Source organism: Luteibacter sp. 1214, from assembly GCF_031455395.1.
Classification (GTDB): Bacteria; Pseudomonadota; Gammaproteobacteria; order Xanthomonadales; family Rhodanobacteraceae; genus Luteibacter; species Luteibacter mycovicinus.
Genome location: NZ_JAVDSQ010000002.1, coordinates 604,798 through 618,158 on the forward strand (window position 1 = coordinate 604,798; position 13,361 = coordinate 618,158).

12 protein-coding genes are annotated in these 13,361 nt (G+C 66.7%); 7 read left to right on the forward strand and 5 right to left on the reverse strand.

Going from position 1 to position 13,361, the window contains the following annotated elements:
- Window positions 1-46 precede the first annotated feature (46 nt).
- The 4 genes from J2X57_RS07320 to J2X57_RS07335 are packed head-to-tail and all read right to left on the reverse strand — an operon-like array spanning window position 47 to window position 4,038.
- On the reverse strand, window positions 47-598 hold the full coding sequence (locus J2X57_RS07320; protein WP_309865305.1) for a DUF2894 domain-containing protein: 552 nt from the start codon (window positions 596-598) through the stop codon (window positions 47-49).
- Window positions 595-1,239, reverse strand: a complete 645-nt coding sequence (locus tag J2X57_RS07325; RefSeq protein WP_043696493.1) for an OmpA family protein — start codon at window positions 1,237-1,239, stop codon at window positions 595-597. Before J2X57_RS07325 ends, J2X57_RS07320 begins: the two co-directional genes overlap by 4 nt.
- Window positions 1,236-3,332, reverse strand: coding sequence for a DUF802 domain-containing protein (locus J2X57_RS07330; RefSeq protein WP_309865311.1), 2,097 nt, complete (start codon window positions 3,330-3,332; stop codon window positions 1,236-1,238). The genes J2X57_RS07325 and J2X57_RS07330 overlap by 4 nt, the downstream gene beginning before the upstream one ends.
- Window positions 3,333-3,342: 10 nt before the next feature.
- Window positions 3,343-4,038 carry a DUF3348 domain-containing protein gene (locus tag J2X57_RS07335; protein WP_309865314.1) on the reverse strand — a complete coding sequence of 232 codons (696 nt, stop codon included), beginning with the start codon at window positions 4,036-4,038 and terminating at the stop codon, window positions 3,343-3,345.
- Between the two features lie 146 nt (window positions 4,039-4,184).
- Between J2X57_RS07335 and J2X57_RS07340 the strand changes: the two genes are divergently transcribed.
- From J2X57_RS07340 to trxC, 3 genes are all read left to right on the forward strand, one after another.
- Complete coding sequence (locus J2X57_RS07340) at window positions 4,185-5,927, forward strand: alpha-glucosidase (RefSeq protein ID WP_309865317.1); 1,743 nt, start codon at window positions 4,185-4,187, stop codon at window positions 5,925-5,927.
- Window positions 5,928-6,132: 205 nt separating this feature from the next.
- Window positions 6,133-6,480 carry a hypothetical protein gene (locus tag J2X57_RS07345; protein ID WP_308846378.1) on the forward strand — a complete coding sequence of 116 codons (348 nt, stop codon included), beginning with the start codon at window positions 6,133-6,135 and terminating at the stop codon, window positions 6,478-6,480.
- Between the two features lie 68 nt (window positions 6,481-6,548).
- Window positions 6,549-6,995, forward strand: coding sequence for a thioredoxin TrxC (gene trxC / locus J2X57_RS07350; RefSeq protein ID WP_309865322.1), 447 nt, complete (start codon window positions 6,549-6,551; stop codon window positions 6,993-6,995).
- Window positions 6,996-7,171: 176 nt separating this feature from the next.
- Here the strand turns inward: trxC and mgrA are convergent, their stop codons facing one another.
- Window positions 7,172-8,203 carry an L-glyceraldehyde 3-phosphate reductase gene (gene mgrA / locus J2X57_RS07355; RefSeq protein ID WP_309865325.1) on the reverse strand — a complete coding sequence of 344 codons (1,032 nt, stop codon included), beginning with the start codon at window positions 8,201-8,203 and terminating at the stop codon, window positions 7,172-7,174.
- Between the two features lie 225 nt (window positions 8,204-8,428).
- Here mgrA and J2X57_RS07360 point away from each other — a divergent pair, with 225 nt between their 5' ends.
- The 4 genes from J2X57_RS07360 (at window position 8,429) to J2X57_RS07375 (ending at window position 13,359) form a co-directional block, all read left to right on the forward strand.
- A complete protein-coding gene (locus J2X57_RS07360) occupies window positions 8,429-9,391 on the forward strand; it encodes an iron ABC transporter permease (RefSeq protein WP_309865327.1) in 963 nt (320 codons plus the stop codon).
- Window positions 9,388-10,176, forward strand: a complete 789-nt coding sequence (locus J2X57_RS07365) for an ABC transporter ATP-binding protein (RefSeq protein WP_051943195.1) — start codon at window positions 9,388-9,390, stop codon at window positions 10,174-10,176. The genes J2X57_RS07360 and J2X57_RS07365 overlap by 4 nt, the downstream gene beginning before the upstream one ends.
- Complete coding sequence (locus J2X57_RS07370) at window positions 10,173-11,042, forward strand: cobalamin-binding protein (protein WP_309865332.1); 870 nt, start codon at window positions 10,173-10,175, stop codon at window positions 11,040-11,042. Before J2X57_RS07365 ends, J2X57_RS07370 begins: the two co-directional genes overlap by 4 nt.
- Before the next feature lie 64 nt (window positions 11,043-11,106).
- Complete coding sequence (locus J2X57_RS07375; RefSeq protein WP_309865335.1) at window positions 11,107-13,359, forward strand: response regulator; 2,253 nt, start codon at window positions 11,107-11,109, stop codon at window positions 13,357-13,359.
- Window positions 13,360-13,361: the final 2 nt, after the last annotated feature.

Below are 13,361 nucleotides of genomic sequence, written 5' to 3' on the forward strand. Positions count from 1 at the left end.
GCGAACTATAGAGCGCCGTGGCGACGAAGTAATGAATCCGCCTCAACTATTTGCGAGGTTTCTTCCGGGCACGCTTGCCGATGGTGGCCGGCTGGAGCGAGCCCGCGGGGCCCGCCACACCGTCTCCGACGCGCTCCATCCACGACAGGTCGTCGACATAGGCGAGGAAGTGCTGGAGGTAACCGGGCGACGACTCGCGCATCAGCGCGATGGCGCGATGGACCAGTGCCGAGGAGTTGAGCGGCCCGGCGTTTTCGGGGACCGGAGCCATCGACTGGCGCAACTGGCTCTCGGTGCGAACCCGGGACCATATGCGGCGAAAGGCGTCGAGGGAAGGCAGCTCGGGGTACGCCGCGCGCTCAGGTGACGGCTCGCGATCGCCGGCGGCCAGCGCGTCGACCAGCTCGCCAAGCGGGCCGCAAACGGCCGTCGGCCCGACACCGGGCCGGTCGCCGTCCACGCGCCCGACGTCCGCGGCACGCAACAGCGCGAGCCGCCGGTCGAGGAGCTGGCGTAACTCGCCTTCCTGTCCGGCGGCACGCCGCTCCATCGCCTCGATGAGGTGGCGGCGTAGCGTGCGGGTCGACGAAGCGCTCACGGGGTCGCCGCTGCCGGCGCCGACGGCCTGGGCATCGGTGCGATCTCGACGCGGCGATTCTTCGCCCTGCCCTCGTCGCTGGAGTTGGCGCTGACCGGCTGCTCCGAGCCGAACGCCGCGGCGAAGACCGACGAGGGCGGCACGCCATCCGCGATCAGGGCCCGCGTCACGGTCAGCGAGCGCTGGGCGGAAAGCTCCCAGTTATCGGCGAAATGCCGGTTGCCGTCGCGGACCGGCTGATCGTCGGTGAAACCGCTCACCATCAGCACCTCGTCGCGGGTCTTGAGATAGCCGGTGAGTGGCCCGGCAAGGCTCTTCAGCACCTCGAGGCCTTCCGGTTGCAGCTGATCGGAATTGAGAGCGAAGAGCACACTGCCGCGGATGCCGATGCGCCCGTCCACCAGCGTCACACGTCCGGCCGCGAGCGGCGCGGCCAGCGCCTGCTCGAGGCTGACACGGCGTTGCTCTTCGGCCTGCTTCTGCTTCACCGCTTCGTCCAGCTTGCTGGTGAGCTGCAGCTGCATGCCGATCACACCGACGAGGATCAGCACGAAGGCACCGAGCAGGACCGACATCAGGTCGCCGAACGCGGCCCAGATCGGTGTACCGGCTTCGCCTTCGAGCTCGAAGTCGTCGCTCATGCGTTGCCCGCTCCGCTGGACAGACGCTGGCTCGCGACATGCTGCATCTCTTCGATGATCTGCTTCTGCGACAGCACGCTGAGGTCGACCACTTCCCGCGCCTGCGCCACGTAATAGGCCAGCTGCTCGTCACTGCGCGCAAGCGACGTATCGAGGGCGCCAGCGATGAGTTGCAGACGCTCCATCAATGCTTCGTTGGACTGACCGAACAGCTGCACGGCGGCACCGAATGCCTCACCCAGACTTGCCACCTCGATGGCGCTGCCGGTGAGTTGTGCCGCGACGCTGCCGAGTTTGCCGGTCTCCGCCTCCACGTGGTCGCTGAAGCGCGTACTGACACGCTCGAGCAGATCGGCCGATGTGGTGACCAGTGCGTCGACGGCGGTGCGCTGCTCGGTGGACGCATGATTGACGGCGTCGAGCAGGGTCTCGAGCGTCGCCAGCAGACGGCTGCGTTCTTCGAGCATGGACGTGTCGCGGACCATACTGTCGGAAAGTTTCTGACGCAGTTCGGCGACGACCTCGGCGGCGACGCGCGGCGCTTCCGATGCGGCGTCGACCAGTCGCGAAATCTCCGCGATGGTTTCGCCCGCGTGCGCCTGGGTGCGTGCCGAGACATCCGTCGCCGTGCGCTCCAGCGCGTCGCAGATCGCCTGCTCGCGGGCGGCGGCCTGCTCGGCCGTCCGTATCCACTGCGCACTCAGCGATTCGGTCATGGCGGCGAGCGACGCGGTCCAGGCGGCGAGACGTTCCTCGTCACGCGCGGCGAGGGTGGACTGCAGATCGGCGTGCGACTGAGCGACGGTGCGTACGAGCGACCCGGCCTGGTCGTCGAAGGTGGTCGCCGCGGAGGCGAGCGCGTCCTGATGGCGTGTGACCAGTGCTTCGTTGGCCGCCTCCTGTCGCGACAGGGCGTCTTTCCATGCGGCCGATGTGGCCGATGCCGATGCGTCGAGACGGGTCGCGACGGCATCGACCAGATCCGACGAGCGCTTGCCGAAACCGTCGACGAACCCGTCCAGTGAGGCGCGCAGATCCGCCGCCATCGCGTCGTTGGACGCCTGCTGCCGGACCAGAGCGTCGTTCCACAAGGCGGCCACATTCGACGTACTCAGCTGGAAGCCCGCCGACAGGCCTTCCAGCTGCTGCTGCACCGCACGGGTCACCGTGTCGTGCAAGGCGGCTGTCTCGCGGGCAAGGCCGGCCATCGTCGACTCCATGACCGGCTGAAAGGCCGCGCTCGCGGCGCGTGCGCTCTCGGTGACACTGTCCTTCAGCGACTGCTCGACGGAGCCGGCGAGGCGCGTGTAGATCGTCGCGGTGGCGGCGTGGAAGGCTTCCTGGCTGGCGAGCTGACGCTCGCTCGCGGCCACGTTGTGCGTTTCCATGGCGGTCATCATCGCCTGCAGGCGATCCATCAACGCCGGCATGGCTTCCGTCTGCTGCTGGAGCAGCCGGAACGACTCGTCGCGCTGATGCGCCCGCGAAAAGACGCGCAGTGTCGTGGCGGCTTTCGCATCCAGAGCCTGTACGGCGTGCAGGCGCTCGCGGCGTACCAGCGCCGAGAGCAGGCCGAGCATCGCCGACGTCGCGACACCGGCGATCGACGTACCGAACGCGAAGCCCAGGCCTTTCACGGGCGCGGCGAGCGAGCCGCGGATGGCCTGCAGGTCGGTCGCGCTTTCCAGCGCCAGCCCCGTACCGCGCAACGTCGCCATCATGCCGAGCAGCGTACCCAGCATGCCGAGCAGCACCAGCAGACCGACGAGATACGGCGTAAGCGCCGGTGTCGGCAGCGCCACGCGCTCGCCTTCGACACGCAGGCGCACGGCGTTGCGCAGGCTCGGATGCAGGCGATCCAGCCAGCCGGCCAGACCGGACGGGGCCACCTCGAGGTCGTCCACGGCCTGACGGAGCGTGGTGGTCGCCTGATGGTATCGATACAGCTCGAGAGCGCCGACGAGGTAACACGCGGCGATCAGCAGCGCGACCGCCGCGCCAAGCGGGTTGGAGCCCACATAGCCCGCACCGATCCAGATGACGGCCACGAGGCCCACGAGGAACACGGCGAGATGAAGAAAGTTTCTGAACATGATTTCTCAGTTATCGGGTACGGAGCGCGGCGAGCAGCGCCTCGACCGGTTGGAAACGAACATCGAGTTCGGCCAGCAGCACGGCCTGCATGTCCTTGCGGAAGGCATCCAGCCATGCTCCGGCATCGTCGGGGCGGGCCGCCTCGCGCAGCCGGTCGAAGTGATGGGCGAGCAGGGCGGGCACGTTCCCCATCAGCGACTGCTCGCGACCGCTCAGCGCGAGCTCCATGACGGCGTCGACTTCCGCGAGGCGGGCCATCTCATCCGATGAGGCCGCCAGAATGTCCCGCAAACGCCCACGCAGGTGCCCGGTGTGGGACTGCATGGACCTCTGGAGCGTGGTGTAGCGCTGCCGAAGCGGCGCGAAGTCGGGCGTCGTGCCCGCGACGATACCCCGGGCGACGAGCTCATGGGCTCCGGTGATGGCCTGGACCAGCGTTTGCCTGACCCGGGCGCACTCGGCCGCTTCGTCGTCGACGGGGTGCGACACCTCCGCGGCGATCGCTTCCACCTTCCCGTCCAGCGCCGCCGACAAGGCAAGCGCATGGGTCCAGTCGAGCCACTGGCTCAACCGGTCCGGCAACGCGGCGTTCGGGCGACCCGTATCAACGTCGGTGAGACGCGACAACAGGCGGATGAACGTGGGTCCACGGACGCTGGTCCGCTGGTGTGCTTGCACGGGTTCTGCTGGCGAAAAAACGCCCATTTTACACGCGAATGGCAACGCCCCGTATCGATCGACAGGCCAGACCGGCCCTGAGCAAGCCGCCACTCGGCTTGCGCGTCCGTCGGCATCTGGCCACGGGAGCCCTGCGTTACTATCGGCGGTCTTCCAGTCAGGGGATGTGGCCAATGGGTATCTTTCGCCGGCTCGCGGGTGTCGCTGGCTCGCTTTGTCTTTTCTGGGCGGCACTGGATGCGACGGCGGCGGATACGACGGCACCGTGGTGGAAACACGCGCTCGTCTATGAGATCTACCCCCGCAGCTTCGGTGACAGCAACGGCGACGGTGTCGGCGACCTCAACGGAATCAATGCCCATCTGGATGACCTGCAGAAGCTCGGAGTAGATGCGATCTGGATCGCGCCCATGTACCCGTCGCCGCAGGCGGATTTCGGCTACGACATCTCCGACTACCAGGCCATCGACCCGCAATACGGCACGATGGCCGACTTCGATCGCCTGCAACAGGCCGCGAAGCAACGCCACATCCATGTGATCCTCGACATGGTGATGAACCACACGTCCGATCACCACGCGTGGTTCGTCGAATCCGCCAGTTCACGGAATAACCCGAAGTCGGACTGGTACGTGTGGAACGACGGCATCCCTGCCGACACCGCGCACCTCTCCGCCGTGCAGCGGCGCAACATCCATGACGGCAAGGCGCCGCCCAACAACTGGGAGTCGATGTTCGGCGGCTCAGCATGGCAGTGGGTGCCGGCGCGCCAGCAGTTCTATTACCACCGCTTCTACATCCAGCAGCCGGATCTCAACTGGCGCAATCCCGACGTGGAGAAAGCCATGTTCGGCGCGATACGCTTCTGGCTGGATCGCGGCGTGGACGGCTTCCGGCTCGATGCCATCTCCGTGTTGTTCGAGGATACGAAGCTGCGTAACGATCCCGAACGCCCGGGTACGAATGCGCAGGGCGAGCCGAACCTCAACTACCTCTACAGTGACAAACTGCCCGAGGTCCATGGCGTCATGAGACGCCTGCGTGCACTGGTCGACAGCTATCCGGGCCAACGCGTGCTGATCGGCGAAACCTACGAGCCCAACATCAAGCTGCTGGACGAGTGGTATGGCACGGCGGAAGCCCCGCAACTCCAGTTGCCGATGAACCTGCAGCTGGGCTTCGGCTGGCAGGCAAGCTTCGACGCCACATGGTTCCGGACGCGCCTTCAGGAGTCCCAACAGGTTCACGGGCAACCGTTGCTCGTTGTCGACAACCACGACAATCCACGTTCGATCGATCGGTTTGGCGATGGTACCCATGACGTGGAGCGCGCGAAGGTCGTCGCGGCGGCGCTGCTGACGTCCCGCGCTGTCGCCCTCACCTACTACGGCGCTCCCATCGGCATGACCACCGCGACACCCACGCGGGTCGAAGACGTGCGCGATCCGGTCGGCGTCACCGGCTGGCCGAAGGACAAGGGGCGTGACGGTGAGCGCACGCCAATGCAGTGGACGCCGGGGCCGCAGGCCGGCTTTTCGACGAACCCCAGAACGTGGCTGCCGGTGAATCCCAACCACGCAACGGTCAACGTCGAGGATGAGTGGAAGCAACCCGAGTCGTTGCTCAACTGGCATCGTCAGCTGATCGCGCTTCGACGGGACAACCCGGCATTGCGCGATGGCGCGATGACATTTCTGGATACCCGCGATCCGAACGTCCTGATCTATCGACGCGAGGGAGAACATCCGGTGCTGGTGATGCTCAACTTCAGTGGTTCGGCGCAATTGGTGCCGAAGCGGCTGATGCAGGGCAAGGTCAGGACGCTTGCGGCAAGTGAGGTTTCCCTGCGTGGGCTGGAAACGCTGGACGGGGCGTCACTTCCCGCTTACTCGGCCTGGATTGTCACACCGGATTGATCATCTCGGTTCGGCAAACGACATAGGATGTCGATAGAGTCCATGTGCCGCCTGACACGCTTCTCCTGACGCTGCCAGAACCTCTCGATCTTCTTTCTATATCGATGATCCATATCGGCAATCCTTTTGATGGGTCATGGGGCGAGATTGTAAATTGGACCGGGGCGGAGTCGCCCTCGGCCTGGGGACGGCGGAGAGAAATGAAATGACGAACGAAGTCATCAGCGCGATTGTGGTCGGATGGCTGCTCCTTTTCCTGATCACGCGAAAACGCGCACGTCGACGGCCATTCGCCGCGCAAACCTTTACCTGCCATCGGTGCGGCACGATCACCCCGCACAATGCAAGAACCATCGGCGCGCTGCGAGATGGGAAATCGCGATTCTTTTGCCGCCCCTGCCATCTCAAATGGCTTAAGACGCAGCCCCCGAGCATCGGCAAGCGGCGGCCGCTTTCGAGCCGCCGTAGCGAATCGCAGGGCGGTTGCCTGGGATTAGTCGCGCTGCTCGTCTCCGTGCCGTTGCTGGGACTAGCAGCGTGGACGTGGCTCTAGCAGATACAAGACCGCAGATCATGACCGGCTAAGCTTGAGCATGGGCCACCTGCCATACGGACGATGCCATGACCGACTCACCTATCCTTCTCGCCTGCCCCCACTGTGGAACGATGAACCGCGTGGCACGGGAGCGCCTCGGCGCCGCGCCGAACTGCGGTCATTGTCACCAGGCGTTGTTCACCGGCAAGCCCGCGGTTCTGACCACGTCAACGTTCGACAAGCACGTGCAGCGCAGTGAACTGCCCTTGCTGGTCGACTTCTGGGCTACCTGGTGTGGGCCCTGCCTGTCGATGGCGCCGCATTTCGAATCGGCGGCGAAAACGCTGGAGCCGAGGTTTCGTCTGGCCAAGGTGGATTCGGATGCGAATCCGGACCTCAGCGCGCGCTACGGGATCCGGAGCATCCCGACGATGATTCTGTTTGCCGGCGGGCGCGAGGTGGCGCGGCAGTCGGGAGCTGTGGGTAGCGCGAAAATCGTGGCATGGGCGGAGGCGAAGTTGTCTGGAACGTAAGTAGTTATTAAAGCTTAGGCGCTCAAAGTTTAATAAGGGTTTGCCTTATTAAACTTTGAGGGCGCTATACGCTGCGACGGATGGGGGTCGGCTTCTCCGCTTTGCTGGCTTTTCGCCAGCAGGGCTGGCTCCTGCAAACAGCGTCGCCCCAGCGACTTTCGAGAGGGCGAGGTGGATCAGAGCTCGGCCGATTCTTTCCAGAGGTCCGTGCCGCCGTCGCTGGCGTAGCGATCGATTTCCGTCAGTTCGGCGGCGGTGAAATCGAGGCGCTTCACGGCGTCCAGTGAGTTGTCGAGCTGTTCGACCGTGCGGGCCCCGATCAGCGAGGAAGTGACGCGCGGGTCGCGCAGGGTCCAGGCAATGGCCATCTGGGCCAGGGTCTGGCCACGGCTTTCGGCGATGGCGTTCAGAGCGCGGATGCGCTCGAGGTTTTTCTCGTTGAGCTGTTCCTTGCCGAGCGAACCGTCACGCGTCGCGCGTGCGTCGGCAGGGATTCCCTTGAGGTACTTCGATGTCAGTAGCCCCTGCGCGAGCGGCGAGAACGCGATGCAGCCGGTGCCCAGGTCTTCCAGGGTGTCGAGCAGGCCGTCTTCGATCCAGCGGTTGAACATCGAATAGTTGGGCTGATGGATGAAGAGCGGCACGCGCTCTTCGGCGAGGATGGCCGCGGCCTTGCGCGTGAGTTCCGGCGAGTAGCTGGAAATACCGATGTACAACGCCTTGCCCTGACGATGCAGATGCGCGAGCGCGCCCATGGTCTCTTCCAGCGGCGTGGTGGGGTCGACACGGTGCGAGTAGAAGATGTCGACGTAGTCCAGACCCATGCGCTTGAGCGACTGGTCGCAGCTGGCGATGAGGTACTTGCGGCTGCCGCCGATGCCGCCGTACGGGCCCGGCCACATGTCCCACCCGGCTTTGGACGAGATGATCAGCTCGTCGCGGTACGGCGCGAAGTCGCTCGCCATCACGCGGCCGAAGTTCTCCTCCGCCGAGCCATACGGGGGGCCGTAGTTGTTCGCGAGGTCGAAGTGCGTGACGCCGCGGTCGAAGGCGCGACGCAGGATGGCCCGGCCGGTTTCGAAGACGTCGGCTCCGCCGAAGTTCTGCCAGAGGCCAAGCGAGATCGCCGGCAAGTCGATACCGCTGCGTCCGCAGCGGCGATAGGGCATGAGGTTGTCGTAGCGGTTGGCGGCTGCCTGGTAGGACACGGTGGGGCTCCGGTTCGTACTCGAAAGCCCCGATGGTAAGCGATGGCTGTGTGAACAGCTTGACGGTTCATGCGCGCGCCTGCTCAAGGTTTCTTCGCCCGGGGTCGCGAATCCTTTATTCTGCTGAGCTGTTCCGGGAGCCGGGCCCAGGTGTCAAGCACAGGCGAAACAACGCGGATGCCGCGGACGGCTACTTTCGCCTCGGCCGTCAGGCTATGGTCGGGCATGCTGCTCGCCTCGGTGCTGGTGCTGGCCGCCTCACTCCTCCTGGGCGGGACCGACTCGACCATCGCCGCGTCGTGGCGGGCCCTCTTCAGCGCCGCCGATACACCGATGCACGCGATCGTCTGGGAGTTGCGCGTGCCGCGCAGCGTCGCGGCGTACGGCGTCGGCGGGCTGCTCGCGCTGTCCGGCTGCCTGATGCAGATCCTGGTGCGGAACCCGCTGGCCGACCCCTATACCCTCGGGCTGTCCGGTGGCGCCGCAGTGGGCGCCCTGGGCGCCATGCTTGCCGGCGCGGGTGCGTTGGCCGTCGCCGCCGGTGCGGCCGGGGGTGCGTTGTTCGCCTGCGTCGCGGTGTTCGTCCTCGCTCACCGCGATCTGCTGTCGCGCCAGCGCGCCGCGCATCGCGACGATTCCACCGACCTCATCCTGATCGGCGTCATGCTCGCCGCGGGGCTGGGAGCCATCGTCAGCATGATGCTGGTGCTGGCGCCGGACAAGAACCTGCGCGGCATGCTGTTCTGGATGATGGGCGATCTGAGCGGCGTGGCGAACTGGTCGCTGCCCGTGCTCGCCCTGCTCGCATGCGTGCTGCTGGTCGCGCCGCTGGGCCGTCAGCTGAACCTGCTGATGCGCGGCGAAGAGTCGGCCAGCGCGCTCGGCGTGCGGCCACCGGTCGTGAAAGCCGCGATCTTCGTCATCGCCTCGGTCGCCACCGCGATCGCCGTGACCACGGCCGGCACGGTCGGCTTCGTCGGACTGGTGGTCCCGCACGCGTTACGACGCCTGGTCGGCAACGATCAGCGCGTGCTGATTCCGGCGTGCGCGCTGGGTGGCGGCATCGTCGTCACGTTCGCGGATACGCTGGCCCGTGTGGTCGCGGACCCGATCCAGCTCCCCGTCGGCGCGGTGATGGCGGTGATCGGCGTGCCGACCTTCATGTTCCTGCTGGTGCACCGGCGATGACGACCCGCCTGACCACCGAATCCCTCAGTCTGACCGTGCGCGGAAGAGAACTGGTGCGCGCGCTCGACATGAGCGTGGTACCGGGCCAGGTGTGGTGCGTGCTGGGCCCCAACGGCGCGGGCAAGTCCACGCTGCTGCGTACACTGGCCGGCTTACGCGCTGCGGACGGTGGCCGGGTCCTGCTCGGCGGGCACGACATCGCCAACTACCGTCCGCTCGACCTCGCCCGACGCCGCGGCTTCCTTCCCCAGTCGGTGGTCGACGCGTTTTCGTTGTCGGTCCTGGATGCCGTGGTCTCCGCGACGCATCCCCGCCTGTCGTTCTGGGCGTGGGGCGACGAAGGGGACGACGCGGCGCGGCGGGCACTGGAAACCTTCGAGCTGGCCGAACTGGCCGGCCGCGACGTCACCACGCTGTCCGGTGGCGAACGCCAGCGCGTGAACATCGCCACGCTCTTCGCGCAGGATGTCGACCTGCTGCTGCTCGACGAACCGCTAACGTCGCTCGACCTGCACCACCAGATGAAGACGCTGCACGAGCTGATGCGCGTCGCCACGGACCACGGCAAGTCGGTGATCTACACCGTGCACGACATCAACCTGGCCTTCCAGCATGCGACGCATGCGGTGCTCATGGATGGCAAGGGCGGCGCTCTGGCCGGCCGAACGAACGACGTGATCACGAGCGGGCATCTCTCGGCCGCGTTCCGTCATCCCATCCACGGCGTCACGCTGGGCGACGAGCTGTTCTTCCGCGCCGAACGCCTCAACGGTGTCTCACGATGATCCGTCCGCTCGCCCTGCTCGCCATGCTGATCGCACTCCCCGCCTCCGCTTCGGTGACGGTGACCGATGACGCAGGGCGCACGGTCACCCTGCCGGCGCCGGCGAAGCGCATCGTCAGCCTCGCGCCGAGCATCACCGATGCGCTGTTCGCGGCCGGTGCGGGGCCGTACGTCGTCGGTACCACACGCTACAGCGACCATCCCGCCGACGCGAAGCACATCGCGATCATCGGCGACGCGACCATGCTCGACCTCGAGCGCATCGTGGGACTGAAGCCGGACGTGATCGTCGTGTGGCGAAGCGGCACGCCTGCCGCGCAAGTCGAAAAGCTGTCGCGCCTGGGTGTGCCCGTGTTCTACGCCGAGACCACGCGCCTGGCGGACGTGGCCGCGGCCACCCGACGCTTCGGCAGGCTGGCCGGTACCGAGGCGGTGGCCGACCGCGACGCCGCCGCGTTCGAGGCCGAACTGGGCAGGCTTCGTGCGGCTTACGCGGGCAAGCCGCGGCTCAAGGTTTTCTACCAGATCTGGGACCGGCCGCTGATGACGATCGGCCACGCCCAGATCATCGACGACGCGATCACGCTCTGCGGGGGCGTCAATGTCTTCGCCGACCTGACCCAGGCCGCGCCGACGGTCACGCGCGAGGCCGTCCTGGCGCGCGACCCTGACATGATTCTCGGCGGCGGCGACGCCGGCGCATCGCTGGCGGAGTGGCGCAAGACCGGCTTTCTCGCCGCCGTGCGACACGGCAACGTCGTGCCTCTCGACGCGCCTACCCTGGCCCTGCCCTCGCCATCGATCCTGCCGGGCGTCGCCGAGTTGTGCCGGGTCATCGACGAAGCACGGAAACGGGCGGCTTACTGACGGTCCCACCATTGCGGTCGTCGTCACATTTGCCTGCCTAGACTCGGGACGACACGAAACGCTGATGGAAATACGCCCTATGCCAGGCGCTCCGGCCGGTCACAATCCCGATCTTTCCTGGCTCGACGGCGGCGGCGAGACCGGCGCGCTCATCCGTGCGTTCGATTGGGCGACCACCGACCTCGGGCCGCTCGAGGGATGGCCGCAGAGCCTGCGCACGACCACCGGCCTGCTGCTGCTTTCCCCCGTGCCCATCGTGCTGCTGTGGGGCGAGAAGGGCTACATGATCTACAACGACGCCTATTCCGTGTTTGCGGGAGGGCGCCATCCACAGCTGCTAGGCTCCGAAGTGCGCAAGGGCTGGGACGAGATCGCCGATTTCAACGACAACGTGATGCGCGTCGGCCTTGCCGGCGGCACGCTCGCGTACAAGGATCAGCAACTGACGCTGATCCGGCGCGGCCTGCCCGAGCCGGTCTGGATGAACCTCGACTACTCGCCGGTCATCGACGAAAGCGGCAGCCCGGGCGGGGTCATCGCCATAGTGGTGGAGACCACCGAACGGGTCCGCGCCGAGCAGTCCATCCGCGGCAACGAGGCGCGCCTGCGCTTCCTCGACACCTTGCGCGAATCCACCGCCAAATACACCGATGCCGACCAGCTGCTCGCGACGACGACGCGCATGCTCGCCAGGCATCTGGGCGTGTCCATCTGCGCCTACGCCGACATGGACGAGGACGAGAACGGTTTCACCATCCGCGGCGACTGGTGCGCCCCGGGCTCTCCCAGCATCGTCGGTCGCTACAAGCTGACGGACTTCGGCCGCCTCGCGGTGACCAGCCTGTCCGCGGGCAAGCCGTACATCGTCCGTGACAACCGGGCTGAACTGCCGCCCGAGGAGTCCGAAGCGTTCCAGCAACTCGGGGCCAGCGCCACCATCTGCATGCCGCTGATCCGCGGTGGCCGGCTCACCGCGCTGATGGCGGTCCACGACCGCGAAGCCCGCGACTGGCAACCGGATGACCTCGCGCTGCTCTCCGAAGTGGTCGAACGGTCGTGGTCGCATATCGAACGCGTGCGTGCGGAGGCCGCCGTACGCGAGAGCGACCGCCGTTTCCGTGAAGCGCTCGAGGCCAAGGTCCACGAACGCACGGCCGCGCTGATGCAGGCCGAGGAGGCGCTCATGCAGGCGCAGAAAATGGAGGCGCTGGGCAACCTCACCGGCGGCATCGCGCACGACTTCAACAACCTGTTGATGGTCATCCAGGGCAGCCTCGAACTGCTGCGTGAGCGCCTGCCGGAGGAACCGCAACTATTGCGGCTCGTGGACACCGCGCGCTCGGGCGCGGAGCGTGGCGCGGTGCTGACCCGGCGCATGCTCGCCTTCGCCCGCCGGCAGGATCTGAAAGCCGAACGCATCGACCTGCGCGTGCTGGTCGAGGGCATGACCGAGCTGATGCAGCGTTCGCTCGGTCCGACGATCGTCATCGAAACCCGCTTCGGCCCGGAACCGGCGACGATCGAGGGCGATGCCAACCAGATCGAATCCGCCCTGCTCAACCTCGCCGTGAACGCGCGCGACGCGATGGACGGTGTGGGCACCATGGCCATCCATATCGACGGCGTGGACGTGAACCACGCGCATGGCCCGCTCGTCGCTGGTCGCTATGTGCGCCTGTCGCTGAGCGATACGGGCGCGGGCATGGACGACGCGACGCTGAAGCGGGCCACCGAGCCGTTCTTCACCACCAAGGGCGTCGGCAAGGGGACCGGCCTCGGCCTGTCGATGGTCCACGGGCTCGCCGAGCAGTTGGGCGGCTCTCTCTTCCTTACCAGCCGTCCCGACGTGGGCACGACCGCCGAGATCTGGTTGCCCGCGACGGACGCCGATTCGGGTGACGATCCGGCGCCCGTCACGGACACGCCGGTCCTCGTGCCTGCGAATCCCATGCGGGAGGACTCGCCCTGCATTCTCGCCGTCGACGACGACGACCTGGTCCGGGCGACCACGGCCGAGATGCTCCAGGAGCTGGGTTACCGCGTGGTCACCGCGCGCTCAGGCGCCGAGGCGCTCAGCCTGCTCGAGCGCACCCCGGTGGATCTCGTCCTCACCGACCACGCGATGCCGCAGATGACCGGCGCACAGCTGGCCCAGCGTGTCCGCGAGCTCGATCCCTCACTGCCGGTGGTGATGGTCACCGGCTACGCCGACCTCGCCGGCGGCGCGCACGTCGACATCCCGCGTCTGGCCAAACCCTTCTCGCAGGGTGCGCTCACCGACATTCTGGCGCGCGCCCTGAAGCGCGCGCAGGCCTGATC

Bases quoted from the DNA above. Each gene is read 5' to 3' on its own strand.
- J2X57_RS07330 (WP_309865311.1), bottom strand. From the start codon at position 3,332: ATGTTCAGAAACTTTCTTCATCTCGCCGTGTTCCTCGTGGGCCTCGTG.
- J2X57_RS07360 (WP_309865327.1), top strand. From the start codon at position 8,429: ATGCTGCTCGCCTCGGTGCTGGTGCTGGCCGCCTCACTCCTCCTGGGC.
- J2X57_RS07335 (WP_309865314.1), bottom strand. From the start codon at position 4,038: ATGGGCGTTTTTTCGCCAGCAGAACCCGTGCAAGCACACCAGCGGACC.
- trxC (WP_309865322.1), top strand. From the start codon at position 6,549: ATGACCGACTCACCTATCCTTCTCGCCTGCCCCCACTGTGGAACGATG.
- J2X57_RS07365 (WP_051943195.1), top strand. From the start codon at position 9,388: ATGACGACCCGCCTGACCACCGAATCCCTCAGTCTGACCGTGCGCGGA.
- J2X57_RS07345 (WP_308846378.1), top strand. From the start codon at position 6,133: ATGACGAACGAAGTCATCAGCGCGATTGTGGTCGGATGGCTGCTCCTT.
- J2X57_RS07370 (WP_309865332.1), top strand. From the start codon at position 10,173: ATGATCCGTCCGCTCGCCCTGCTCGCCATGCTGATCGCACTCCCCGCC.
- J2X57_RS07340 (WP_309865317.1), top strand. From the start codon at position 4,185: ATGGGTATCTTTCGCCGGCTCGCGGGTGTCGCTGGCTCGCTTTGTCTT.
- J2X57_RS07325 (WP_043696493.1), bottom strand. From the start codon at position 1,239: ATGAGCGACGACTTCGAGCTCGAAGGCGAAGCCGGTACACCGATCTGG.
- J2X57_RS07375 (WP_309865335.1), top strand. From the start codon at position 11,107: ATGGAAATACGCCCTATGCCAGGCGCTCCGGCCGGTCACAATCCCGAT.